This is a genomic window from Mesorhizobium sp. KR9-304, assembly GCF_040049215.1.
Classification (GTDB): Bacteria; Pseudomonadota; Alphaproteobacteria; order Rhizobiales; family Rhizobiaceae; genus Mesorhizobium_K.
Window position 1 is genome coordinate 497,524 of record NZ_JBDZDN010000001.1, and the last position, 24,776, is coordinate 522,299.

The 24,776-nt window shown below is 64.0% G+C and carries 18 protein-coding genes; 9 read left to right on the forward strand and 9 right to left on the reverse strand.

Translation table 11 applies throughout. From position 1 onward, the window contains the following. Positions 1-26: 26 nt before the first annotated feature. On the reverse strand, positions 27-1,124 hold the full coding sequence (locus ABLE71_RS02425; RefSeq protein ID WP_348781778.1) for an extracellular solute-binding protein: 1,098 nt from the start codon (positions 1,122-1,124) through the stop codon (positions 27-29). Further along, positions 1,121-2,248 (reverse strand): LacI family DNA-binding transcriptional regulator, encoded by a 1,128-nt coding sequence (locus ABLE71_RS02430; protein ID WP_348781779.1) that lies wholly within the window; start codon positions 2,246-2,248, stop codon positions 1,121-1,123. Before ABLE71_RS02430 ends, ABLE71_RS02425 begins: the two co-directional genes overlap by 4 nt. A gap of 277 nt (positions 2,249-2,525) precedes the next feature. Here ABLE71_RS02430 and ABLE71_RS02435 point away from each other — a divergent pair, with 277 nt between their 5' ends. Then, positions 2,526-4,142, forward strand: coding sequence for a 5-guanidino-2-oxopentanoate decarboxylase (locus ABLE71_RS02435; protein WP_348781780.1), 1,617 nt, complete (start codon positions 2,526-2,528; stop codon positions 4,140-4,142). Further along, positions 4,139-4,867 (forward strand): MBL fold metallo-hydrolase, encoded by a 729-nt coding sequence (locus tag ABLE71_RS02440; protein WP_348781781.1) that lies wholly within the window; start codon positions 4,139-4,141, stop codon positions 4,865-4,867. Before ABLE71_RS02435 ends, ABLE71_RS02440 begins: the two co-directional genes overlap by 4 nt. A gap of 2 nt (positions 4,868-4,869) precedes the next feature. Here the strand turns inward: ABLE71_RS02440 and ABLE71_RS02445 are convergent, their stop codons facing one another. Then, complete coding sequence (locus ABLE71_RS02445; RefSeq protein WP_348781782.1) at positions 4,870-6,207, reverse strand: FAD-binding oxidoreductase; 1,338 nt, start codon at positions 6,205-6,207, stop codon at positions 4,870-4,872. Between the two features lie 183 nt (positions 6,208-6,390). Here ABLE71_RS02445 and ABLE71_RS02450 point away from each other — a divergent pair, with 183 nt between their 5' ends. From ABLE71_RS02450 to ABLE71_RS02465, 4 genes are all read left to right on the forward strand, one after another. Beyond that, positions 6,391-6,732: a hypothetical protein gene (locus tag ABLE71_RS02450; RefSeq protein WP_348781783.1), complete on the forward strand. Its 342-nt coding sequence runs from the start codon at positions 6,391-6,393 to the stop codon at positions 6,730-6,732. Between the two features lie 246 nt (positions 6,733-6,978). Beyond that, entirely contained in the window at positions 6,979-8,082 is a 1,104-nt protein-coding gene (locus tag ABLE71_RS02455; protein WP_348783635.1) for an efflux RND transporter periplasmic adaptor subunit, read from the forward strand. Continuing rightward, a complete protein-coding gene (locus ABLE71_RS02460; RefSeq protein ID WP_348781784.1) occupies positions 8,079-11,258 on the forward strand; it encodes a multidrug efflux RND transporter permease subunit in 3,180 nt (1,059 codons plus the stop codon). Before ABLE71_RS02455 ends, ABLE71_RS02460 begins: the two co-directional genes overlap by 4 nt. A 390-nt stretch (positions 11,259-11,648) precedes the next feature. Next, complete coding sequence (locus ABLE71_RS02465; protein WP_348781785.1) at positions 11,649-12,083, forward strand: cupin domain-containing protein; 435 nt, start codon at positions 11,649-11,651, stop codon at positions 12,081-12,083. Between the two features lie 25 nt (positions 12,084-12,108). On the opposite strand, the gene ABLE71_RS02470 is transcribed toward ABLE71_RS02465, so the two are convergent. Then, positions 12,109-13,935: an alanine racemase gene (locus ABLE71_RS02470; protein ID WP_348781786.1), complete on the reverse strand. Its 1,827-nt coding sequence runs from the start codon at positions 13,933-13,935 to the stop codon at positions 12,109-12,111. Between the two features lie 156 nt (positions 13,936-14,091). Between ABLE71_RS02470 and ABLE71_RS02475 the strand changes: the two genes are divergently transcribed. Next, positions 14,092-15,735 (forward strand): sulfotransferase, encoded by a 1,644-nt coding sequence (locus tag ABLE71_RS02475; protein ID WP_348781787.1) that lies wholly within the window; start codon positions 14,092-14,094, stop codon positions 15,733-15,735. Between the two features lie 103 nt (positions 15,736-15,838). Further along, a complete protein-coding gene (locus ABLE71_RS02480) occupies positions 15,839-17,479 on the forward strand; it encodes a sulfotransferase (protein WP_348781788.1) in 1,641 nt (546 codons plus the stop codon). On the opposite strand, the gene ABLE71_RS02485 is transcribed toward ABLE71_RS02480, so the two are convergent. The 3 genes from ABLE71_RS02485 to galE are packed head-to-tail and all read right to left on the reverse strand — an operon-like array spanning position 17,476 to position 20,745. Next, positions 17,476-18,726 carry a D-amino acid dehydrogenase gene (locus tag ABLE71_RS02485; RefSeq protein ID WP_348781789.1) on the reverse strand — a complete coding sequence of 417 codons (1,251 nt, stop codon included), beginning with the start codon at positions 18,724-18,726 and terminating at the stop codon, positions 17,476-17,478. The genes ABLE71_RS02480 and ABLE71_RS02485 overlap by 4 nt on opposite strands. Before the next feature lie 33 nt (positions 18,727-18,759). After that, complete coding sequence (speB, locus tag ABLE71_RS02490) at positions 18,760-19,713, reverse strand: agmatinase (RefSeq protein ID WP_348781790.1); 954 nt, start codon at positions 19,711-19,713, stop codon at positions 18,760-18,762. Positions 19,714-19,737: 24 nt separating this feature from the next. Next, positions 19,738-20,745, reverse strand: a complete 1,008-nt coding sequence (gene galE, locus ABLE71_RS02495) for a UDP-glucose 4-epimerase GalE (protein WP_348781791.1) — start codon at positions 20,743-20,745, stop codon at positions 19,738-19,740. 248 nt (positions 20,746-20,993) lie between these two features. On the opposite strand from galE, the gene hemA reads away from it, so the two are divergent. Then, positions 20,994-22,271, forward strand: coding sequence for a 5-aminolevulinate synthase (gene hemA, locus ABLE71_RS02500; RefSeq protein ID WP_348781792.1), 1,278 nt, complete (start codon positions 20,994-20,996; stop codon positions 22,269-22,271). A gap of 36 nt (positions 22,272-22,307) precedes the next feature. Here the strand turns inward: hemA and ABLE71_RS02505 are convergent, their stop codons facing one another. Both ABLE71_RS02505 and mscL read right to left on the reverse strand, forming a co-directional pair. Beyond that, a complete protein-coding gene (locus ABLE71_RS02505; RefSeq protein WP_348781793.1) occupies positions 22,308-23,474 on the reverse strand; it encodes a pyridoxal phosphate-dependent aminotransferase in 1,167 nt (388 codons plus the stop codon). Positions 23,475-23,576: 102 nt separating this feature from the next. Next, complete coding sequence (gene mscL, locus ABLE71_RS02510) at positions 23,577-24,002, reverse strand: large conductance mechanosensitive channel protein MscL (RefSeq protein WP_348781794.1); 426 nt, start codon at positions 24,000-24,002, stop codon at positions 23,577-23,579. Between the last annotated feature and the right edge of the window lie 774 nt (positions 24,003-24,776).

Here is a 24,776-nt window from a genome sequence, read left to right on the forward strand (position 1 = left end):
GAGCGGCGGAGCGCCGTCCGCGGGGATCAGGTGGCGATGAAATCGAGGAACTTGTTCTGCAACTCTGCCTCGTGCTCGGCGTACCATTCCGGATTGACCAGAACCTGGCCGGTGGTGTTGGCCGGCGAGGTCGGGTTGAAGACGCGGTCCTCATCGGTCATCAGCGCCTCGGCCGCCGGATTGGTCGGGCCGTTGCCCATCAGGCGCAGAAGGGTGATCTGCGGCTCCGGATCGAGAGCCGAGTTGATGAACTCGAACACCTTCTTGCCGGCAGGGTTGCCCTTCGGCACCGACCAGGCGCTGATGAGAAGCATGTTCTGGTTCCAGGTGATGGCGTAGTCCGGGTTCTCCTGAGCAAGCAGCTTGGCGCGGGTGTGCCAGATGTTGCCCATCACCACTTCGCCGTCTCGAAAGAGCTGCTGGCTCTGCGCGCCGCCTTCCCAGAAGATGAACTGATCGAGATGGGGCTCAAGCTTGGCAAGGGCGCGATCGACGTCGAGCGGATACAGATCCCCGGGCGCGACCCCGTCGGCGAGCAGGATCGGTTCGAGTTGTCCCTGGACCCATTTGCACATGGTGCGCTTGCCTGGAATCTTCTCAAAGTCGAGGAAATCCTTCCAGTCCGTCAGCTTCTCGACACCGGTCGCCTTCTTGTTGTGGAACAGGACGTTGGCGAACGCGTAGTTGCCGACGCCAAACTCCTGCGAGAACTGGGGGACCTTGTTCTTGTCGACGATTCCGTAGTCGATCGGCTCGACATAGTTGCCGGCCGAAAGGACGCGGGCGTCGATCAGACCGTTGTCCATCACATCCCAGATGACATTGCCGCTGTCGACCATGGTGCGCACCGAACCGATGGCGGGACCGGCGCCGTCTATGACGAGCTTCATGCCGGTCTGGGCGGTGAACGGACCGCCGAATGCCTGCTGGAAGGCATCGACGGCAACGCCGCCCCAGTTGCACAGCACGATCTCGTTTTCGGCGGCATGTGCCGCTCCGGGACGCAGCGCCACCCCAAGTCCCACCACTCCGAGCGCGGTCAGGAAACTGCGGCGGTCGATATGACCGTCCATGAACTTCTGCAGCAATGTCTCTGCCTGGTCTTTTGCAAAACGATTGGTCATTTTCTTTTCCCCTGTACGGTTCGATTGCTCTTCGCCGCCGCCTTTTTGGCGGTCGACGTTTTTCCGGGTGCGGTACGCCAGTGACGGCGTAGGCGCGGTGGAGCGACGGAGCTGCGTTCGACGAGCTCGACATCGACATACTCGACAACGTCTTCGGCCAGTTCGCCCTTCAACAGGCCGACCAGCAGTTGGACGCCCCGCACGCCGAAGGTTTCGGCGGACTGGCGAACGGTGGAGAGCGGCGGGCCGACAACATCTGCGTTCGGAATGTCGTCGAATCCCACGATGGACAGGTCTTCCGGCACCGACAGCCCGGCCCGTCGAGCCGATCGGAGAATGCCCAAGGCAACCACGTCGGCTGCGGCGAAGATCGCCGTCGGGGGATCATCGAGCCGATCGAACGCGGAAAAGGCCGCTTCGCCATCCTTCGACTCGTAACCGGGAAACCGGATCAGTTCAGGATCGACCGAAAGCCCCGCGGCCTCGAGCGCTTGACGATAGCCGGCAAGCCGTTGAGAGCTGGAGATCAGGCCTTCAGGGCCGCCGACATAAGCGATCCTGTGATGCCCCGCGGCAAGAAGATGCTCGGTGGCAAGCTGGCCGCCCTTGTGATTGCGGGCATAGAGCCTCGGCGCCTCGGCGCTGTGAACGTCTTCGTCGAGCAGGACGACATTGCGCACGCGGTTGATCGTTTCGGCGATCTCAGGTGCGCCGGGGTGGTTGGTCATGAACAATATGCCGTCGACCTGGGCGCTCTCGATGCGTCTGAGATGGGCGATCTCGTTGTCGGCAATATTCCTGCTGTTGAAGATCAGGAGACTGTAGCCCAGCCGCGCACATTCGGCTTCCGCCGCGCTCGCGATGGCTGAGAAGAACGGATACGCGATATCTGAGAGGACGAAGCCAAGTGATTCACTGCTGCCCAGGCTCAGCCTGCGCGCCGTGACGTTGGCCCTGTAGCCGAGGTCGTTGGCGGCAGCCTCGATCCGCGCGACGGTCTCGGCGGGCAGAACGATCCGGTTGTTGAAGTGCCGCGAGACGGCCGTCACCGACAGTCGAGCAGCAGCCGCGACATCGCGGATCGTCACCGCGGCAGCACGACGTTGGGGCGCTCGAGGCGTCACCGGAGCGCCTCCAACTCACGACGACGCTGTGCATGATCAGCCGCTGACATCCAGGCTCGTTCCACCGCTGGCTCTTTACATCGAAACCGTAACCCCGGTATTCGTTGGTTGTAAAGCGATTTACTAAACCGCTTTATCAAATGGCAGATCTTTGTGCAGCCTGCTGTGGATTCAAGCAGACCAAAACCGGAATCTGCCATCCTTTTGATCGGAGTCGGATGGATCGACGCGCGACTCCAGCCGTGCCACATGTGAGCCGCCAGAAGTGGAGAACGGAATGCGAAGCCTTGCCACATATCTAGTGGAAATCCTCGAAGCGAACGGCGTCGACACGATCTTCGGCATTCCGGGAGTCCACACCGTCGATCTCTACCGCGGGCTGGAGAATTCGAGAATCCGCCACGTCACGCCCCGACACGAACAGGGCGCGGGCTTCATGGCGGACGGCTATGCGAGGGTGACGGGAAAGCCCGGCGTCTGCTTCATCATCACCGGACCCGGCATGACGAACATCGTCACCGCGATGGGTCAGGCGTATGGAGATTCCATCCCCATGCTGGTCATATCGAGCGTCAATCCAGTTGGAGAGATGGGATCGGGCCGTGGCCATCTGCATGAGCTGAAGAACCAGAGCGCCCTGGTTCGAGAGGTCTCGGCTTTCAGTCACACGATCCTCGATATCCATGCGGTCGAACCCGCCCTCGCCCGGGCCTTCTCGTTGTTCGCGGCCGGCCGGCCGCGACCCGTCCACATCGAGATCCCGGTCGGGCTGCTCAATTCAGATGCCTCGTTCATGCCGGCGGCCCGGCGCTTTGCGCTGCCCCAACCGCCTGCTCCCTGCCCGGACACCGGCGTCCAGATAGCCTCGCGCCTATCGGCGGCCATGCGCCCGCTGATCGTGGCCGGCGGCGGCGCCATTGGTGCGGCGTCGGCGATTCGCTCTTTGGCGGAGCGGCTTGGCGCACCGGTCGTGATGACGGTCAACGCGCGAGGCATCGTACCGGGCGATCATCCGCTCGCCGTGCCGCTGACCGGCGACTCTGCGGCCGTCATGAAGCTTTTGCAGGAATCCGACGCGACGCTCGCACTCGGAACCGAGTTCGGACCAACGGATTTCGCCGACCGTCTGCCTGCCTCCGGCCGCCTGCCCGGCTGGCTTGCCCGAGCCGATCTCGACGCCGAACAGTTGATGCGCGGACTGCGGGCTGATCTTCCGCTCCTTGCCGATGCAAGGCTGACGGCCGAGGCGGTGCTTGAGGCGCTGCCCGAGGGGTCGCCCGCCACCGCCGGCGCCGCAATCGCGCGCGCTGCCCGGCATGAAGTCGAAACGGCGATGAACCCCGTATTGTCCGCCGGGCTGCAGATGCTCGACTTGCTGGTGCAGACTCGCCCCGACGCCATCGTCGTCGGGGATTCCACCCAGCCGGTCTATGCTGGCTGCACGGCGTTCGGAGCACCGCGCCCGGCGAGCTTCTTCTGTTCTGCGACCGGTTTCGGCACTTTGGGCTACGCGCTTCCGGCGGCCATCGGCGCGGCGCTGGGCGCTCCCGACAGGCCGGTGTTCGGTGTCATCGGCGATGGTGGCTTGCAATTCACGATCGCCGAGATGGCATGCGCGACCGAGGCCAAGACCACGATCCGTCTGATCGTATGGAACAACAGAGGATACAGCGAGATCAAGTCCTACATGATCAATGCCGGAGTCCCGCCGGTGGGCGTCGACATCTACACGCCGGACTTCGAGCCGATCGCCAGAGGCTTCGGCTGGCGTTACCGCAAAGTCTCCAGCATCGGTGACTTCGCCACTGCTATTGCCTCTCCCAGTATTCACAACGAGGTCATCGAGATCGATGAGGCCCCCTTCACGGCGAGCGTCGCGGGAGCGGGCGAATGAGTTGCGACGCGACCGATGGCTGGTTCGCCATCGCGGACCTGGGCGGCGGACTGTTCCGGATTCACGAGCCGCATGTCCACCGGTTCTTCCGGGGCAACATCTTCCTTCTGCGCGGGCGGGATGCTGATCTCGTCGTCGATTTCGGCATGGGACTGCGCCCGCTCGCGCCGGTCGTGATCCGCTTTGCGAGCGGGGCGCAGCTGATGGCTGTCGCAACGCACAGCCATGCCGATCACATAGGCGGGTTCCACGAGTTCGCCGATCGCCACGCCCATTCGAGCGAGGCGGCGGCCCTGGCGTCGATGCCGGAGAGCGCGACATTCGCCGACATGTTCCGCGCGCTGGACGAGCCCGTCACCGTTCCGCCGGAGCCCGGCTGGCACAAGGACGGATGGCGCATCCCTGCCGCCCCGTTGACCGCGATGGTGGAGGAGGGCGACGTCATCGATCTCGGCGACCGCCGCCTTGAGGTGTTGCATCTTCCCGGCCACTCGCCCGGCAGCATCGGCCTGATCGATCGGGAAAGCGGCCTGTTCTTTGCAGGAGACGCCATCTATCGCGGCACGCTGGTAGACGACCTGCCCCATAGCGACAAGTCGGCATACCGCGAGACGATGGCCCGGATCGCCGCGCTCGACGTGGCGGTCGCCCATGGCGGGCATGGCGAGGCCCTGTCCGCGCAAGAGATGCGCGAAATCGCGATGGCCTATCTGGCAGCCGCCTGACGTCAGAGGACCTTGCCGGGATTGAGGATCCCGGCAGGATCCAGCGCGGCCTTGATGGCCCGCATCGCGGCAAGTTCGCCGGCGCCGCGGCTATGGCCCAGCCAGTCGCGCTTGAGCGTCCCGATGCCGTGCTCGGCGGAGATGACGCCGCCCATGTCGCGGACGATATCGTAGGCGATGCGGTCCACCGCATGCACATCCGCATCGGAATACCCGGGCACCTCCACCATTATGTGAAGATTGCTGTCGCCGATGTGGCCGAAGAAGAACGAGCGTGCCGACGGCAGCGCCTCGGCGATTGCCACGCGGCAGGCTCGCGCGTAGCTGTCGGCGGAGGCGATCGGCAGGCTCACGTCGAAATTGGCGATGTCGGGCAGATGCGCTTCGGGAAGCGCGCCTTCACGTACTTCCCAGAACCGTCGTGCATCCGCGCGCGACCGTGCGACAAGTGCGTCGAAAATGATCCCGTCCTCAAAGGCACGCTCCAGAAGTGTTTCCAGACCGCCCCCCTCGGTTTCGACAATCACCGTGAAGGGGGGGATGTCGGCGAAGAGACGCCGCCCACCGCATAGTTCGAAATAATCCGCCCACATGGCTTCGAAGGCGCATAGCGTCACCTCGGTCCGAGCCAGGCTCATCAGGGCGAGCACGGCATCGTAGCCTTCCAGGGCGCAGATTGCCGTCTCGACGTTCTTCGGCAAAGGACGCAGGCGCAGCACCGCGCGGGTTATCACCGCGAGTGTGCCTTCCGAGCCGGCGAGGAGATGACGCAGGTCGTAGCCGGTGTTGTTCTTCTGCATCCGCGACAGGTGCGACAGCACGGTCCCGTCGGCCTGCACCGCTTCCAGTCCGAGCAGGTTGTCGCGCACGGTTCCGTGCCGGATCACGCGCAATCCGCCGGCGTTGGTCGCGATGTTGCCGCCGATCTGGCAGGAGCCGCGAGCGCCCAGGTCGATCGGCAGCAGGAAGCCCGCATCTTCAGCGGCGTTCTGTGCCGTTTCCAGCACGGTTCCTGCCCGTATAATCATGGCCCCGGCAAAGGGATCTATCTCCTCGACGCCATCAAAGCGCGCGAGCGAAAGGGCCACGTCTCCGGGGCGGCAGTTCGCCCCGCCGGCAAGCCCTGTCATGCCACCCTGCGGCACGACCGGCTGGTGATGACGATGGCAGATCTCCAGCGCCATTGAGATTTCCGCGACCGAACCCGGTCTCAACAGGGCAAGAGGCAGATCGCGGCCGGTAGCACTTGCGTCGGAGCGATGAGCGATTGCGTCGAGCGTAGGACCCGTCAGGCAGGCCTCGGGTCCGAGAGCAGCTTGCAATTCGGATATGGCGTCCATCCCGGCAATCCTTTGGCGATCGTCGATGTCGCGCCATCGCCTAAGCCATACCGGAGCACCTCACAAGCGCGATGCGTCTCCATCGCCTTTTACACCGCGATGCTGCTTGGCATCGCCGCATGCGCGGTCGAAATCTCCGCGCTGCGCTCGACGCCGTCGCCACGGCAGCGCTAAGGTGCGGAAATGAAGCACCCCATGCTGGCGCGTCTCACCGACTGGTTGATCGTCGTGTTGCTGCTCGCAGGCTGCTCGCCGACGATCGGGCGCACGTCGGTCGATGCTTCCGCATACACGACGATGGGTTGCAACGACTTGAACGACGCGCTGGCGAATGTGGCCAAGGAGATTTCGCGGACCGCCATCGATCGCGGCAGGGTCGCTCGGACTGAAATTCCGAACTGGGTGCCGGGCGGCACACGTGTCGCCACGGCCGTCACCGACCGCCAGACCGCCAAAATCGAGAACCTCCAGGAGCAGGAACGCGCGATCGCCGCGGCGAGAGACCAGGCCTGCGCGAGACGCTAAGCACCCCGACCCACGCCACCTCTCCTGACACGATGAGCTTGCATCGATCTCGCGAGCACCTAGATACCGCCAACACCGGGCGAGCCCAGATGCCTTGCCGTCATGTTGCACTGCAATGCACACTGTGCCAGCCTGAGCCAGACCAAGCGCCATGAGGGATGCATGAGCCGACAGCAAAACGTCTCCGCAGTCGTGCCGAAATTCCAGCTTCGATATCTCGCCGTTCAGGCAGGCCTGCTCGCCGGGATGTTTTTCGCTGGACAGGCGGCGGCGCAGCAGGAGCCGCCGGCCGTGACGGCGGCCAAGCCCGTCGTGAGGGATATCGTCGAGGACGATGAATTCGTCGGCCGCTTCGAGGCGGTGGACGAGGTTGCGATCCGCGCGCGCGTCGGCGGCTATCTCCAGGAGGTCCACTTCACGGATGGCGCGATCGTCAAGGAAGGCGATCTGCTGTTCACCATAGACCAGCGCCCCTTCCAGGCGGCGCACGAGGCGGCAAAATCCCGTGTCGACGTGGCCACCAGCCTGCTCGACTTCACCAAGCTGCAACTGCAGCGCGCGGAGGAACTCGCAAACAGCGGCAATCTGTCGACCGCCACGCTGGACGACCGGCGGCGCGAAAACCTCGCCGCCGAGGCCGGGTTCCAGGGCGCGACGGCCGATCTGAGGACCGCGAGCCTCAACCTCGAATTCACCGAGATCAAGGCGCCGCTTTCAGGCCGCATCGACCGCCGCCTCGTCTCGGTCGGCAATCTCGTGCAACCCGACGCGACGCTCCTCACCACCATCGTGGCGACCGATCCGATCGACTTCTATTTCGACGTCGACGAGCGGCTCTACCTGGCCTACGCGCAGGACGCGCGCCAGCGCGGCGGCGCCCTGCAGGAAGGCGCGGGTGGGCTCGACGTCACCGTGCGGATCGCCGACCGCAACAACGCCGCCTTCACCGGCAAGCTCGACTTCGCGGAGAATCGCATCGATTCCGCGACCGGCACGGTCAGACTGCGCGCGCGCTTCGGCAATCCGGACGGCGTGCTGCAGCCCGGTCTGTTCGGACGCATCAACGTGCCGGGCTCGCTTCCCTACAAGGGCGTCATGCTTCCCGACGAAGCGATCGGCGCTGACCAGGACCGCCGCATCGTCTATGTCGTCGACGCCGAAGGCAATGTCAGCGCCAAGCCGGTGCGGCCGGGACCGCGCAATCACGGCTACCGCGTCATCCGCGAGGGACTGACCGGCGACGAGACCGTCATCATCAACGGGCTGATGCGGGTACGGCCGGGCGTCAAGGTGAAGGCGGAGATCGTCACCCTCCCGCCCGAAGCCGAGGGGGCCGGAGCGCCGCAATGAACTTCTCCCATTTCTTCGTCGACAGACCGATCTTCGCATCGGTCCTGTCGATCGTCCTGCTGATCGTCGGCGGCATTGCCTATACCCAGCTGCCGGTCGCGCAGTATCCTGAGATCGCACCGCCGACAATCGTCGTCCAGGCGAGCTATCCGGGCGCCGACGCCGAGACCGTGGCGGCCACCGTGGCGACGCCCCTCGAGCAGGAGATCAACGGCGTCGAGGACATGCTCTACATGTCGTCCTATTCGGCGGACGACGGGTCTATGCAGCTCACCATCACCTTCGAACTCGGCACTGACCTCGACCAGGCGCAGGTACTGGTGCAGAACCGGGTCGCGACGGCCGAGCCGCGATTGCCCGAGGAGGTGCGCCGGCAGGGCGTCGTCACCAACAAGAGCTCTCCCGACCTGATGATGGTCGTGCACATGCTGTCGCCCGATGACACATACGACCAGCTCTATGTCTCCAATTATGCGCGCTCGCGCGTGCGCGACATCCTGCTGCGCCTCGACGGCGTCGGAAACCTCATTATCTTCGGAGAGCGCGAGTATTCGCTGCGCATCTGGCTCGATCCGGAGAAGCTTTCAGCACTTGGGATGACGTCGGGCGACGTCGTTCAGGCGCTGCGTGAGCAGAACGTTCAGGTCTCGGGCGGCTCGATCGGCGCGCCCCCCAACGATACCGGCACGGCCTTCCAGTACACCGTCACCACGCAGGGCCGATTCGAGGACGCGCGCGATTTTCGCTATGTCATCGTGAAGGCGACCGAGGACGGACGGCTGATCACGCTACGGGATGTCGCGCGCATCGAGCTCGGTGCCAAGGACTACGTCACCAACTCCTACCTCAACGGCAAGAACGCGGTGGCGCTCGGCATCTTCCAGAGGCCGGGCACCAATGCCCTCGCCTCAGCAGACGAGATCAAGGCGACAATCGCGGAGCTCGCCAAGGATTTTCCGCCCGGGCTCGCCTACGACATCGTCTACAACCCGACCGAATTCATCGCCGAATCGATCAACGAAGTCTACAAGACGATCCTCGAGGCGATCGTGCTCGTCGTCATCGTCATCATCGTCTTCCTGCAGTCCTGGCGCATGGCGATCGTACCGATCGTGGCGATACCGGTTTCGCTGATCGGCACCCTGGCGGTGCTCTTCGCGCTCGGCTTCTCGCTCAACATGCTCACGCTGTTCGGCCTGGTGCTGGCGATCGGCATCGTGGTCGACGACGCGATCGTCGTGGTCGAGAACGTCGAGCGCAACATCCGTCTCGGTTTCGATCCCAAGAGCGCAGCGCATCGCACGATGGACGAGGTCGGAACCGCGGTCATCGCGATTTCGCTCGTGTTGATCTCGGTTTTCGTGCCGACGGCGTTCATTCCCGGCATCACCGGTCAGTTCTACCTTCAGTTCGCGATCACCATCGCGGTCGCTACCGCGATCTCGGCGTTGAACTCGCTGACGCTGTCGCCGGCGCTCGCCGCCGTGCTCTTCAAGCCGCATGACGCGCATGCGGCGCCGCCACGCTTCTGGCCAGCACGGGTGGGGCGCGCTTTCGCCGACGGCTTCAACAATGGCTTCGAGAGGATGGCCTCGGCCTATGCGCGGCTCGTCCGCTTTCTCGTCGGCACCTGGACGGCGCTGCTTGCCATGCTCGCCGTCTTCGGCGCCCTCCTCTATGGCACGGTGTACATGGCCCAGACGGTGCCGACCGGCTTCATCCCGACGCTCGACCAGGGCTATGCGATCGTCGTCGTGCAATTGCCGGACGGCGCCTCGCTATCGCGAACCGATGCCGTGGTGCGCAAGGCGTCCGAGATCATCCGCAGCACGCCGGGCGTGAAGGACGCGGTCGCCTTTGCCGGCTTCTCCGGCGCCACCTTCACCAACGCCAGCAATGCCGGCGTTATCTTCGCTGCTTTCGACTCGTTCGAGCATCGGCTGGCCGCCGGCCAGTCGGCGGACCAGATCATCGGCACGCTGTTCGGCTCGCTGCAGTCGATCCAGGAGGCCTTCATAATCGCCGTGCCGCCCCCGCCGGTGCCCGGCGTCGGCAATTCGGGCGGCTTCAAGATGCAATTGCAGGAGCGCAACAGCGCCGACATGCGTCCAATCCTGCAACTCGCCTACGAAATCGTCGGCAAGGCCAACCAGACGCCCGGGCTGTTCGGCGTGTTCACCACCTTCTCGGCGTCGAGCCCGCAATTCTTCCTGCAGATCGATCGCGACAAGGCGCGCATTCTCAATGTCGAGATACCGCAGATATTCGAGACGCTGTCGATCAATCTCGGCACGGCCTATGTCAACGACTTCAACGCCTTCGGTCGCGTCTACCAGGTGCAGGCGCAGGCCGACCAGCAGTTCCGCATCGACCGAGACGACATTCTGAGGCTCAAGGTTCGCTCGGCCAACGGTGCGCTGGTGCCGCTCGGCACGCTGGTCGAGATCCGCGACGTCGCGGGACCGACCCTGGTCCAGCGCTACAACATGTACGTCTCCGTGCCGGTGCAGGGCAACGCCGCGCCCGGCGTCTCCAGCGGCGACGCGCTGACCAAGATGGAGGAGATCGCGGCCCAGACCCTGCCGCAGGGTACGTCCTTCGAGTGGACGGAGTTGGCCCTGCAAGAGAGGCAGACGGGAAACACCGCCATCTTCATCTTCGGCCTGTCGGTGCTGTTCGTGTTCCTCGCGCTTGCGGCTCAGTACGAAAGCTGGACGATGCCGTTCGCCATCATCCTGGTGGTGCCCCTCGGCGTGCTCGCGGCTTTGCTTGGCGTGGCCTTCCGGGGGCTCGACAACAACGTGCTCGTACAGATCGGCCTCGTCGTGCTGATCGGGCTGGCGGCCAAGAACGCCATCCTGATCGTCGAGTTCGCCAGGCAGGCGCAGGAGCGCGGCGAAACGGTCGTGGAAGCCGTCGCCGAGGCGTGCAGGCTGCGGCTCAGGCCCATCCTGATGACCGCCTTCGCCTTCATCCTCGGCGTCGTGCCGCTGGTGATCGCGACCGGCCCCGGCGCCGAGATGCGCCGCTCGCTCGGCACCGCCGTCTTTTCCGGCATGCTCGGCGTGACCATCGTCGGCCTGTTCCTGACGCCCGTCTTCTACGTCGTGTTGAGGCGGCTGTTTCCCGTGCGCGTGAGGCCGGGCGAACCGGTAATCGAAAGCCATCCCGGATAGGGCGCATGGGCGGGATTTCGCAATAATATCAGTAATTTGTTTTTTCTCAGCAATCCAGGATTGCATTGCGGAATATTACATTAGCGGACGCTGCATGAACTCCGGCTTAACCATATGGTGCGATGACGTAATAGCGTCGGGTCGCCTGGCGTGATCCGATCCCTTCGCGGTGGACCACCCTCCGCATGGCCGGCGCCGCCCACTCCCAAGCCCCCAGCTAGGCGCCGGCCCTCGGCGGGGCGCTTCTCCTTCCAATGCAAGCGCGGCCATTTGGCGGCCTCCGCTTTAGCGGTTTGCTCACCGTGCCGGGGAAACTCGCTAGCGCTTGCGACTTCGCGGTTTGCCAAAGCACTGCATCTGTTAAGCTGCCGCATCTTGGCGGAGGCGGCGATGCGTAAAATTCTCGTGGTTGCGGCGTTGTTCCTGGCAGGCGCCTCTTTCACGGCGGCCTATGCGCTGGACAGCGGCGCTGCCGCGCCGGTGGTGGTGACGCCGGTGAAGTCGACCAGCGTGACCTCGACTGGCCAGGCCATCGTGCTGCCGCAGGGCGATGTCGAGGTGACGGCCTCGATTTTCGAGATTGCGCCGGGTGCGAAGCTGCCGGTCCACAAGCATCCGTTCCCGCGCTACGCCTATGTGCTTGCCGGCACGCTCAAGGTGACCAGCGCCGAAACCGGCAAGAGCGATACGTTCAAGGCCGGCGACTTCATCGTCGAGATGATCGACCAATGGCATTGGGGAACCAACATCGGCGCCGACCAAGTCAAGCTGCTGGTCGTCGACCAGGTCGTTGCTGGCTCACAATCGACGGTCTTGAAGCAGTAGGCCTGCGAAGAGGCTTTGCTCGATCCTACAATATCCGCTTGCCGAAGGCGGACATAACAAAGCTCAGCGTCTCCGCCGTGACACGCTCGTCGAGCGAGGCGGTCAGCCCCGACACGTCCATCGAGATCATGCCGGCGCTCAGCGCTATCAGTTCCATTGCCTGATGCGTCTCGCGCACCGTCATGCCGCCGGAGCCTTCGGCCCAGCCCGATATTTCGGTCGCCGCAGGCGTATAGCTGACGTGGAATCCGACGGTGCCCCTGGTAGCGATCCTTATCGCCTCGCGCATGACGTCGCGCATACCCATCGCGTCAATGTCGGCCATGGTGAAGACAGTCACGCGCGACTGCTTCAGCACGGCGGCCTCGGCAGGGCTTGCCTCGCGCAGGCCGAGCAGCACGACGTTCTCCGGCGAGAGCTGCGGCTGCAGCGGGCCTTTCTCGTCCATCCGCCCGAGCGCCTGCGACAGCACCGAATTTTCCATTGCCGCTCCGGCGGCATCGCGCTGCATTTCGAGTGCTGCCCTGGAATCGATTCGGATCAGTCCGAGCGAATGCGTCTCGCCCACCGTCGCGGCGAGCGCCGAAAGCGCGATCCGCCTGTCCCCACCGGCCGACAGCCGCATCAGTCCCGCAGGCAACCGCGCGGCATCACCCGGCTCGACGACGTCGTACTCCATCGCCTCCAGCCGCGCGCCGACACCCTGCTTCGCCAGCACGGCCGCGGCCCGGCGGTCGGCGACGATCTGCACCATCTTCCGGCGCGGCGCGATCTCGACGTCGTGCATCGGCACTTTCTCGACATATTCCGAGGTCATGGCGGAAAGCATGGCTCCGTAGCTCATGCGGAAGGAAACGCGATCACCGACCCCGACAGGCGGATCGGCGTCGTTCACATCCATCACCAGGTGGTCGCTCGACGCACCGAGTACTCTCGTGCCCTTGTGGATCGGCGTCAGCCCCTCGACGAGCACGTCCTCGCGGCCGATATTGGCGATCGCGCGCAACCGGTCGCCCTCATCGGGGAAATAGGGCTGGTTGCCGAAGGCGTCGTAGCCCGACTGGCCGATCGGCCGCGACGGTTTTTTCTTCACCTCGATGACATCCGCCGTCAGCCGGCACGCGTCGAATTCAAGCGCTTCCCACGGTTGTTCGCGGAACGTCTCTATCCCGCCCTGCAGGATCGCCTCGCCAACCCTCAGATTGTTGATGCCTGCGGGCAGCGTGCCATCGAGCAGCAATTGCAGCGACGAAGACGCGCCGCCGGAAACGAAGTCGAGGCTGATGCCCGCAAGCCGCTCGATCTTGTAGGCGTGGGCGACGAGCTGGCCGAGATTGTCCGGCGTCGGCATGATGGCGCCAAAGCAGCCGAGATTGGTGCCTATGCCGGCGATCCGCACGCCCTTCAGCTCGAGCGTCTGCTCGACGGTCGGCAGGAGGTCGTTCGGCCAGATACCCTCGCGCAGGTCGCCGAGGTCGACCATCAGCATGATGTCGTGCACTTTGCCCATGCGCTCGGCGATGCGCGAGATCTCGCGGATGATGGCGAGCTCCGACTGCAGGCTGATATCGACCGACCGCACCACCTCCTCGGCTCGGGCGACCGGCGGGCTGCGCAACAGCATGATCGGCGCGGCTATGCCGCTGTCGCGCAGCCGGCGGATGTTTTCGAAGCGCGATTCGGCCAACCCGACGACGCCGCCGCGCAGCATGGCGCGCGCCACCTGTGGCATGCCGCAGGTGCCCTTGGTGACACCGAACACCTTGACGCCTGCCTCAGCGCACCGTGCGGCGACGACGCGCGCATTGCGCTCGATGCGGCCCAGATCGATGGCGACTTCCGGTCCTGACATAGAAATCTCAAAAGGTGTGTTGCTGCCGGACAACCTCCCCGGCGCCTTCGGCAGCAATGAAGCAGCAGTCGGCGCAGGACGGCAAGAGCAGCCGCCGCGGAATGGTGGCGCCAGATGGTTCTGGATTCATTCAGCCGATTTTGCTAGCGAGCCGGCATGAAAAACCGTTTGCCGCCAACCTGGTCCAAACATCTTAGGACTGCCCAGGGCTCGGCCTCCAAGCCGCCAGTCCACGGCCCGACAGACGACCAACTGCTCAGCCAGGCGGTCGCTTTTCGCGAGCGCGGGCAGTTCCGCGAAGCCGAACAACTGTGCGTAAAGATTCTGCAATCCAATCCACACCATCCGCAAGCGCTCTATCTGGCCGGAACGCTGGCATTCGACAGCGATCAAACCGACCTCGCCATTTTGTATCTCAAGAAGGCGGTCAAAGAGAAACCCAAAGATCCCTATTTCAACCTCGCTCTCGCCGCTTCCTACGAAAAGGCAGTTGACTACGAACTAGCGGTGCAGTCGTTCCATCGTGCGCTGGCGGCAAAGCCGAATCTCGTCGGGGCGCTTTGCGGCCTCGGGATGACCCATGTCAAGGCCGGCAACGCGGAACTCGCCTTGCCCTTTTTCGAGAAGGCGCTCCGGATCGACGCCGACTTCAAGGGGGTTAGGATAGGCTACGCCGATGCGCTTACCAGCCTTGGCCGCATGGACGAGGCAGCGGCCTATCTCAAGGAAGCCATCGCTCGGCGCGCATACATGCCCGCTGCCTACCGCGCCCTGGCCGCCTCAATCAAATTTACCCGTGAGCCCCCCGAACTCAAATCGATCATCGCCGAATTGGCCAATCCGGCGCTTGCTCCTGTTGAAGCGACGCATCTTCACCAGGCGGCCGGCAAGATACTCAACGACCTCAAGCGTTACGACGAAGCGGTCGATCATTTCCAGCAGGCCAAGCAGGTTGCCGGACGCGACTACGATGTCGCGGCTTATCGCCGTTGGGTCGACGCCATGATTGACCTGTTCAGCCCCTTATTGCTGAAAGCGAAGACCGGCCTCGGTGATCCATCGGAAGTCCCTGTCTTCATCCTCGGAATGCCGCGATCCGGAACGACTCTCACCGAGCAGATTTGCGCCAGCCACCCGAGCGTCCACGGCGCCGGGGAAATCTCCAAGATGTGGCACCTCGCCATGTCCATCGGTCTCTCCCGCGCGTCGGTCGGAGCCTTTGGCGAATCTGTCCTGGCCATGGGCAAGGATCGATCCCGCGCCTTGGCAGCGGACTATCTCCGTTTCGTGCGGAAGTCATCTCCCGGCGCTCTGCGCGTTACCGACAAACTGACTCACAATTTCGAGCTGATCGGCCTCATCGCGCTGATCCTACCCAATGCACGCATCATCAACTGTCGCCGCGACCCTATCGACAACTGTGTCTCGTGCTTCACGACCCCCGATTTCAACGACAAGCACGGCTACAATGCGGATCTCGCCAAGCTCGGCCTCTACTACCGGGAGTACGACCGCCTGATGCGCCACTGGAACGCGATCCTGCCCGGTCGTATCCACGAGGTCCGCTACGAAGCGATGATCGCCGACCCCGAGGTCGAAACCCGGCGCCTGATCGACCGTCTCGGTCTACCCTGGGATGACGCTTGCCTGCGCTTCAATGAAAGCAATCGCACAGTCGCGACCCCGAGCCGCTGGCAGGTTCGCCAACCCGTCTACAAAACCTCGGTGAAGCGCTGGAAGAATTACGAGCACAAGATCCAGCCGCTGATCGAGGCACTCGGCGACCTTGCGGAGGTCTAGCCTCGTAGAGCAGCCCCTGCGGGTCGATTTCAGGCTCGCGGCCGGCGACGATGTCGGCAAGTTCGATCTGGATTCATCGGGCCAATTTTGCTAGCGAGCCCGCATGAAAAATCGTTTGCCGCCCACCTTTGCCAAACATCTAAAGACACGATCTCTGGCTGCGGCTCAGCCAACTCCACGGCCATTCAGCGACGATGATCTCCTCAGATTGGCACTCCTGCGTCAACAAGAGGGTCGGCGTAGGGAAGCCGAGCAGCTTTGCATCAACGTTCTGACGCGCAATCCAGGCAATGCGCAGGCGCTTTATCAGGCAGCCACACTGGCCCTTGATGCCAGGGACCTTGGTTTGGCAATCGATTATCTTAGGCGTGCCATTAAGGCAAAACCCACGGACGCGTTCTTTCACGTGGTTCTTGCCGAAACCTATGAGAACAAGGATCAGTTGGAGGCGGCGCAACGACATTTCCGTCAAGCGCTGGTCCTGAAGCCTTCTTCGGTCGAAGCTCTCTGTGGAGAGGGACGGCTGAACGCCAGAGCTGGCAATGCCGAGCTTGGCTTGTCATTCTTCGAAAGGGCCTACGGGATCGACCGCAACCATCGACTGGTCAGGGTAGGCCTCGCTCAGGCGCTGATGAGCCTCGGCCGAATGGAGGATGCGATCAAGCATCTGGAAGCCGCGATCGCCCGGCGGCATCATGTCGGCTGGGCTTGGCACTCCCTCGTCAGCGCACGCGAGTTTTCGGGTGAGCCGCAGGAGCTTCGGCGCCTCGGCGAAGAGCTTTCCAATCCGTCTTTGCCGAGATCCGAGGCGATTTGGGTCCACTATGCCATCGGGAAGATCCTGAACGATCTGAAACGCTACGACGAAGCGGTCGACCATTTCCAAGAGGCGAAAACAATGGCCGGCCGCGGCTTCAATCTCGAAGCGTCCCGTAGCTACTACGATTCGATCATAAGGACCTTCAGCCCCGAATTACTCGGTTCCAAGACAGAGCCAAACGAATCATCCGAGGTACCGGTATTCATTGTCGGCATGCCGCGATCCGGAACAACTCTCGTTGAGCAGATTTGCGCGTCTCATCCAAGCGTCCACGGTGCAGGAGAGCTGCCGACGTTGGGGCGGTTAGGCCAGATGGCGGGACTAACGCGGGGATCGCCAGACCCGTTCAGCAAATTGCTCACCGCGGTGAATTCCGAGCAATTGAGCCGGATGGCAACGGCCTACCTCGTCGATCTCAGAAAAAACGCACCCGAAGCCCTGCGTATCACCGACAAAATGCCGAGCAATTTCGAGTTGATTGGCTTTATTGCGCTGCTGTTTCCCAACGCACGTATCATTCATTGTCGTCGCGACGCCATCGACACGTGTGTGTCATGCTTCATGACGAACTTCGACGTCAGACACGGATACAATGCCGACCTCACCAATTTGGGTCTGTATTATCGCGAGTACAACCGTCTGATGCGTCACTGGAACACCGTACTTCCCGGTCGCATCTATGAATGCAGCTACGAGACGCTCGTTGCGGATCAGGAAGCAGAATCCCGCCGCCTCATCGAGTTTCTGGGCTTGCCTTGGGATTCGGCTTGTCTGCAGTTTTACGAAACGGACCGAACCGTGTTTACCGCAAGCAACTGGCAGGTGCGCCAGCCGGTCTATACGTCGTCCGTCAAGCGCTGGAAGAACTACGAGCACAAGATCCAGCCGTTGATCGAAGCACTCGGCGACCTGGCCGAGATCTAACCCCTGTAAAGCAGCCCGGCCGGGTCGATCTCCGGCTTGCGGCCCGCCACCAGGTCGGCGAGGAACTGGCCGGAACCCGCCGCCATCGTCCAGCCGACATGGCCATGGCCGGTGTCGAGATAGAGGTTCTTGTAGCGCGCCTGCCCGATGACGGGCACAGAATTCGGCATCATCGGCCGCAGCCCCGCCCAGACCTCCGCCCGCTTCTCGTCGAAAGCGCCGGGAAAGAGGTCGCGCGCGGTGTGGAACATTGTGGCGAAGTCGCGCGGCCTATGGCTGCGGTCGAAGCCGGCAAACTCGGCGGTGGAGGAGAGCCTGAGCCGGTCGCCGAGCCGCGAATAGCCAATCAGCCGGTCCTCGTCGGCGCCGCCCATGGTCGGTCCCTTCAAGGGATCGACGAGCGGTATGGTCGCCGTGTAGCCCTTGACGGGATAGACCGGCAGGTCGATGCCGTGGCGGCGGGCGAACACGCCGCTTTCAGGTCCGAGCGACAGCACGAAGGCGTCCGCCGCGATCGGGCCGTTCGCGGTGCGAATCGCGGTGACGCGATCCCCTTCGACGTCCAAACCTTCCACCGCCGTGCCGAAACGGAATTTCACGCCGAGCCTGCCCTCGGCGTAAGCCGCAAGCCGCGTGGCGAACAAGCGCGAGTCGCCGGTCTGGTCTACAGGCGAATAGATGCCGCCCGCGATCTTTGCCGCAGCGCCGGCGAGGCCCGGCTCCAGCTCGACCAGCCGCTTGCGGTCGACGATCTCGATCGGCAGGCCGTGCTCGCCAAGGAAGCGGTAATTGTCGGTGCCGGTGTCGAAACTCTGCTGCGAGCGGAAGAAATACAGGATGCCCTTCTTGCGCTGGTCGTAGCCGATATCAGTCTCGTCCTCGATGCGGTTGATGCAGTCGCGTGAGTGGAGAGCAAGGCGTAGCTTCACCAGCGTGTTGGCGCGCATCTTCGCGGTCGTGCACTGCAAGAGGAAGCGCAGCGTCCAGGCGTAGAAATACGGATCGAGGCTGAACTTCACGCGTATGCCGAGATCGCGCCGATAGAGCGCGCGCATGAAAGTCTTCAGCGCCGCCGGAGAGGCCCAGGCCGTGGCGTCCCCCGGCGACACCAGCCCCGCATTGGAATAGCTCGTGCCCTGCGCGGGGCCCGCATGGCGCTCGACGACCGTCACCTCATGGCCGTCGCGGGCCAGCCAGTAGGCGGCCGCCGTGCCGACCACGCCGGCGCCGAGCACCACGATCTTCACGCTACTCCTCCCCGCATGACGCGTTTCCTCGCCTTACACCCGCCGCTCGACTCCCGGCAACACGCACAGCATCTCGAACAGCAGGTAGGCCGCCGTCAGTGCCGTATTGCCTGATGTGTCGTATGGCGGGGAGACCTCGACGAGGTCGCAGCCGACCAGGTTGAGCCCCCAGCAGCCGCGGATGATCTCCAGCGCCTGAATGGTGGTCAGGCCGCCGATCTCCGGCGTGCCGGTGCCGGGCGCGAAGCCGGGGTCGAGGCTGTCTATGTCGTAGGTCAGGTAGACCGGGCCGTCGCCCATCTGCGCGCGCACCTCCTCCATCAGCGGCGTCAGCGACTTCCACCAGCACTCCTCCGCCTGCACGACGCGGAAGCCTTGCTGACGCGGCCAATCGAAATCGTCGGCCGCGTAGCCCGAGCCGCGCAGGCCGATCTGGATGCAGCGCTTGGTGTCGAGCACGCCGGCTTCCACCGCGCGGCGGAACGGCGTGCCGTGCGCGATCGGCTCGCCGAACATATGCTCGTTGATATCGGCATGCGCGTCGACATGGATCAGGCCGACCGGACCGTGCTTCTTGGCGATGGCGCGCAGGATCGGATAGGCGATCGTGTGGTCGCCGCCAAGCGTCAGCGGAATGCAGTCCTCGGCCAGGATGCGGTCATAGGCGTCGGTGACGATGTCCATGCATTTGGGCAGGTTGAACGTGTCGATGGCCACGTCGCCGATGTCGGCCACCTGCAGGCTGTCGAAGGGGGCCGCGCGCGAGGCCATGTTGTAGGGCCTGACGAAGCAGGATTCGGCCCTGATCTGGCGCGGCCCGAAACGCGTGCCGGGACGGTTGGAGGTGCCGATGTCCATCGGCACGCCGACGAAGCAGGCGTCGAGCCCGCTTGCCGTCGGCTGCGTGGGCAGCCGCATGAAGGTCGCCGGCGCGCCGAAGCGCGGCATGTCGTTGCCGCCGAGCGGCTGGTTCAATCTTTTCGTCATGTCGCCTCTCCGTGCGTTCCGCGCCTATGACCCGGTGCGGTTGGGCCAATTCTTGGTCGCGAGGATCCGCTCCCAGGAAAGCGCGTCGGACACGATGCCGTCGAGATTGTCGAGCCGCGGCGCCCAACCGAACTCCCTGCGGGCCAGATCCGAGTTCGCCACCACGGCAACCGCGTCGCCGGGCCGGCGTCCAGTGATGCGCACGTCGATCTCGCCGCCATAGACGCGCTTCACGCTATCCATCACCTCCAGCACCGAATAGCCGTGGCCGTAGCCGCAATTGGCGACCAGGCTGCCGCCGCCGGCGCGCAGCCGGTTAAGCGCCAGCCGGTGCGCTGCGACCAGGTCGGTGACGTGGATGTAGTCGCGGATGCAGGTCCCGTCGGGCGTCGGATAGTCGTCGCCGTAGATCTGCATGAAAGGCCGCTTGCCGAGCGCCGTCTCTGCCGCCACCTTGATCAGCAGCGTCGCGCCCGGCGTCGACTGGCCCGTGCGGCCCTTCGGATCGGCGCCGGCGACGTTGAAATAGCGCAGCACCGTGTAGTCGAAGTCGGCATGCGCGGCGGCGGTGTCGCGCAGGATCCACTCTGTCATCAGCTTGGACGTGCCGTAGGGCGATTCCGGCTTGGTCATCGCGTCCTCGCGGACCGGCTCCACGCCGGCGGTGCCGTAGACCGCGGCGGTCGAGGAAAAGATGAAATGCGGCACCTTTTCCCGCACGGCGGTAGCGACCAGGCTGCGCGTCTTGCAGGTGTTGTTCTCGTAGTACTGCAGCGGGTCGGACATCGATTCGGGCACGATCAGCGAGCCGGCGAAATGGATGATCGCATCGACCTTGTGTTCTTGGATGATCCTGGCGACCAGTTCGCCGTCGCCGACGTCTCCAACGTGAAGCGGCGCTTCCGCCGGCACTGCCCAGTCGAAGCCGGAGGACAGCCGGTCGAGCACCACGACCGACTCGCCGTGGTCCAGCAGTTCCCAGACCATGTGGCTGCCGATATAGCCGGCTCCGCCGGTAACGAGGACACTCATTGGGACTCTCCAGGCAAAAATCGCGAGTTCATAACCGGGGCAACCCGGCCGAAACCAGTAAAATCTCGTGAAGGCATCAGGCGGTTACGTGAGGCGCGCATCAACCCGATTGAAATTGACTGGGATCAAGGAAGCAACAGCGGATCGGTGTCGTTATAGACCATACTGGCGTGGCATTTTGACCGTTCTGTTCGGATGGACGAAAAACCGACCGCCTACTATGATCCGCCGCGAACCGGAAGGCCACGATGAACTACCAGCGTTTTTTTGACGAAGCGATAGACCAGGTCCACGCCGAGCGGCGCTACCGCGTCTTCGCCGATATCGAGCGCATTGCCGGCTCGTTTCCCCGCGCCATCTGGCGCTCCGGCGGCAAGGCCGAAGAAATCACCGTCTGGTGCTCCAACGACTACCTCGGCATGGGACAGAATCCCGATGTCATCGCAGCTTTCCAGCAGGCGGCCGGCCGCATGGGGTCAGGCGCCGGCGGCACCCGCAACATTTCCGGCACCAACCATCCGCTGGTCGAGCTCGAGCTGGAACTCGCCGACCTGCACCGCAAGGAGGCCGCGCTCGTCTTCACCTCCGGCTTCGTGTCCAACGAGGCGTCGATCTCGACCATCGCGCGGCTTCTGCCGAACTGCCTCGTCCTCTCCGACGAACTCAACCACGCCTCGATGATCGAGGGCGTGCGCCGCTCGGGCGCCGAGAAGAAGATCTTCCGCCACAACGACGTCGCCCATCTCGAAAGCCTGCTTGCGGCGGCCGGGCGCGAGCGCGCCAAGCTCATCGTCTTCGAAAGCGTGTATTCGATGGACGGCGACATCTCGCCGATCGAGGAGATCGCCGACCTCGCCGAGAAATACAACGCGATGACCTATATCGACGAGGTCCACGCCGTCGGCATGTACGGCCCGCGCGGCGGCGGCATCACCGAGCGGGAAGAACTCGCCCACCGCATCGACATCATCGAGGGGACGCTCGCCAAGGGGTTCGGCACGCTCGGCGGCTACATCACCGGCAACGCGTCCGTCATCGACGCGGTGCGATCCTACGCGCCGGGCTTCATCTTCACCACCGCGCTGCCTCCGGCAATCGCCGCTGCGGCGACTGTCTCCATCCGCCACCTCAAGACGTCGCAGGCCGAGCGCGAGGCGCAGCAGCGCCAGGTCGCGCGCACCAAGGAGGTGCTGACAGCCGCCGGCCTGCCGGTCATGCCGTCCAACACGCACATCGTCCCGGTCGCCGTCGGCGACCCCGAACTCTGCAAGATGGCGACCGACCGCCTGCTCGGCGTGCACGGCATCTACATCCAGCCGATCAACTATCCGACCGTGCCGCGCGGCACGGAGCGGCTGCGCATCACGCCGACGCCGTTTCACGACGGCATCCTGATCGACAGGCTGCGCGACGCGCTGGTCGAGACCTGGGACGCGCTCGGCATTCCCTATGGCTCCGCCGGCCGCCCCTCGGTCGCCACCTCGGAGCGCATCATCCCGCTGCTGGTGCCCAAGTCCGGCGGGTGAGCAGTCGGCACCCGGGCGGGCGACTTTGACGGCCCGCTAGGTCTTCCTAATCCATTCCGCCAGCCTGTCGGCGGCCTCTTCGACTTGGTCGAGGCGGCGGTGGAAACACAGCCTGAGATGGCCTTCGCCGGCCTTTCCGAAGGCGACGCCGGGCGCGAGGCCCACGGAGGCCTTGTCGACGATGTCGAAGGCCGCCCTGGTTGAATCCTTCATGCCTTCCACCGAGAAGAAGAGGTAGAATGCGCCGGGCGGCACGCTGAAGCGCACCTTGCCCGTCTCGGCCAGTTTCCTGCATACCAGATCGCGCGCCCTTTGTGCCCGTTCGACCTGCGACGCCAGGAACGCATCGCCTTCGTCGAGCGCGGCGATCGCGCCGCGCTGCAGGAACTGCGCCACGCCCGAACTCGAATACTGGATGAGGTTCTCGAATGTCCGCCCGAGCGAGGGATGTGCCCGCAGCCAGCCGACGCGCCAGCCGGTCATCGCCCAGTTCTTGGAAAAGGTGTTGACGAAGAGGATTTTGTCTTCCGGCTCCATGATGTCCATGAATGACGGCGCCCGGCGCCCGCCATAGTGGAACAGCGCGTAGATCTCGTCGGCGATGATCCAGAGTCCGTGCTTGCGCGCAAGGTCGAGCAGCGCCTTCAGCGTCTCGATGTCGGCGGTCCAGCCGGTCGGGTTGGCCGGCGTGTTGACGAAGATGACCTTGGTGCGCGGCGTCACCGCCGCCTCGACACGGGCGACGTCGCAATACCAACCATTCGCGCCCTCGATCAGCGGAACGGGCACAGGCACCGCCCCCGCCACGCCGGCCGCGCCGGCGAAATTCGGCCAGGCAGGATCCAGGTAGATCGCCTCGTCGCCGGCGCCGACCGTGGCCTGCAATGCAAGCACGATCGCCTGCATGCCGCCGATGGTGACGATGAATTCGTCCGGCGAGAAAGCGAGCCCGAAATGGCGCTTATGATAGCGGGCAAGCGCGGCGCGCAGTTCGGGTATGCCAGCCTGCCACGTGTAGAACGTCTCGCCGTCGGCAAGCCCTCGCATGGCCGCAGCATTGATGAAGTCCGGCGTCGGCAGGTCGCCCTCGCCGGCCCAGAGCGGGATCAGGCCTTTCCGGTCGCGGCCGTAATTGGCCACCGCCTCGATGCCGCTCACGGGGGCAAGGCGCGCTTCGGCACGCAGCATATCGGTCAGGGACATGGAGTTTCCATCGGATTGGCTGGAAGGCCGGCTTAGCCGGTTTTCGCCCGGCCGCAAACCCGAACCCGGCCGCCAGCGCGGCCGGGTTCTTGATCCAGGGCCTTACGCCCGTTTCGCGAGCAGGTCGCGGATTTCGGTAAGCAGTTGCACATCGGCGGGCGGCGGCGCAGCGGGAGCGGCCTCCTTCTGGCGCTCCAGCCGCTTGCGCATCGTGTTCACCGCCTTCACCATCAGGAAGATGATCCAGGCAAGGATCAGGAAATTGATGAGCACCGTCAGGAAGTTGCCATAAGCGAACACCGCTCCCTGTTTCTTTGCCTCCTCCAGCGAGGCGGCCGTCACGTTGGACGACAGCGGCAGGAAGTAGTTGGAGAAATCGAAGCCGCCAAAGATCGCGCCGACCACCGGCATGATGATGTCGCCGACAAGCGATGACACAATCAGGCCGAAGGCGCCGCCGATGATGACGCCGACGGCGAGATCCATGACGTTGCCCTTGGAGATGAACTCCTGGAATTCCTTGATCATAAAACCCTCCTTGGTTCGGCCGCGATCCCGTGCGGCCGGGATTCGGCATGCCCGCGCGGCGAGCTTAACAAATATCGCCGGGCGCCGAAGCCGATAATTTGCCCGGATAACGAGCGCATTTCATCGTCGCCACGCCCCGTTGCCGGTCTGGCCACTGTCAAAGAACTGACCCTTCGCGGCTCGCTTCGCTCGCCCCTCAGGATCGGGAAGACGGGCGGCCGTTCGGACGCCAATCTAAATAAACAACGCGACCTCGCGGCCGCCCGTCCGGCGATTTCTGTTCCAGTCCGTTCCGCTCCGCCCAGATACTCTTTGCCTTGCGGCATTGGCCTCTAGGCTATGTGCTCGTCCAGCACGCACCGCCCGTAGTGGCGGCAGGGGAACCCTTGGACTAGACCTCCCCGGCCCCGCAGCCACGTTAGCCGCAAGACGGAGGCGCCGTCTCCTCCCCACCTGACCACCGTCGCGACCGGCGTTCCCGCGGGAGGAGCAAGCGCAAGGATAAGGGAGACGGAAACGGTGTTGGTCGATTCCTACGAGCTAATTTTATGATCAAACGGGATCAATGGGTTGGCGGCTAAAGAGCGGAGAACTATCCACGTATCAGATACGCTCAATAGGATTGTCACAAGAAACGCAGCGCAGGCAACGCTTGGATTCGGGTGATGATGCGGTCGACCGGACCGGCAATCATGGCGTTGGCCTGCCGGTCGGCCATGGACTTCGATCTCAAGCTATGATTGCGTCTGCCGGACAATCGAGCATGACCGCGCA

Coding starts and splice junctions, on each gene's coding strand:
- ABLE71_RS02425 (WP_348781778.1), bottom strand. CDS start 1,124: ATGACCAATCGTTTTGCAAAAGACCAGGCAGAGACATTGCTGCAGAAG.
- ABLE71_RS02435 (WP_348781780.1), top strand. CDS start 2,526: ATGCGAAGCCTTGCCACATATCTAGTGGAAATCCTCGAAGCGAACGGC.
- ABLE71_RS02440 (WP_348781781.1), top strand. CDS start 4,139: ATGAGTTGCGACGCGACCGATGGCTGGTTCGCCATCGCGGACCTGGGC.
- ABLE71_RS02445 (WP_348781782.1), bottom strand. CDS start 6,207: ATGGACGCCATATCCGAATTGCAAGCTGCTCTCGGACCCGAGGCCTGC.
- ABLE71_RS02450 (WP_348781783.1), top strand. CDS start 6,391: ATGAAGCACCCCATGCTGGCGCGTCTCACCGACTGGTTGATCGTCGTG.
- ABLE71_RS02455 (WP_348783635.1), top strand. CDS start 6,979: ATGTTTTTCGCTGGACAGGCGGCGGCGCAGCAGGAGCCGCCGGCCGTG.
- ABLE71_RS02460 (WP_348781784.1), top strand. CDS start 8,079: ATGAACTTCTCCCATTTCTTCGTCGACAGACCGATCTTCGCATCGGTC.
- ABLE71_RS02465 (WP_348781785.1), top strand. CDS start 11,649: ATGCGTAAAATTCTCGTGGTTGCGGCGTTGTTCCTGGCAGGCGCCTCT.
- ABLE71_RS02470 (WP_348781786.1), bottom strand. CDS start 13,935: ATGTCAGGACCGGAAGTCGCCATCGATCTGGGCCGCATCGAGCGCAAT.
- ABLE71_RS02475 (WP_348781787.1), top strand. CDS start 14,092: ATGAAAAACCGTTTGCCGCCAACCTGGTCCAAACATCTTAGGACTGCC.
- ABLE71_RS02480 (WP_348781788.1), top strand. CDS start 15,839: ATGAAAAATCGTTTGCCGCCCACCTTTGCCAAACATCTAAAGACACGA.
- speB (WP_348781790.1), bottom strand. CDS start 19,713: ATGACGAAAAGATTGAACCAGCCGCTCGGCGGCAACGACATGCCGCGC.
- galE (WP_348781791.1), bottom strand. CDS start 20,745: ATGAGTGTCCTCGTTACCGGCGGAGCCGGCTATATCGGCAGCCACATG.
- hemA (WP_348781792.1), top strand. CDS start 20,994: ATGAACTACCAGCGTTTTTTTGACGAAGCGATAGACCAGGTCCACGCC.
- ABLE71_RS02505 (WP_348781793.1), bottom strand. CDS start 23,474: ATGTCCCTGACCGATATGCTGCGTGCCGAAGCGCGCCTTGCCCCCGTG.
- mscL (WP_348781794.1), bottom strand. CDS start 24,002: ATGATCAAGGAATTCCAGGAGTTCATCTCCAAGGGCAACGTCATGGAT.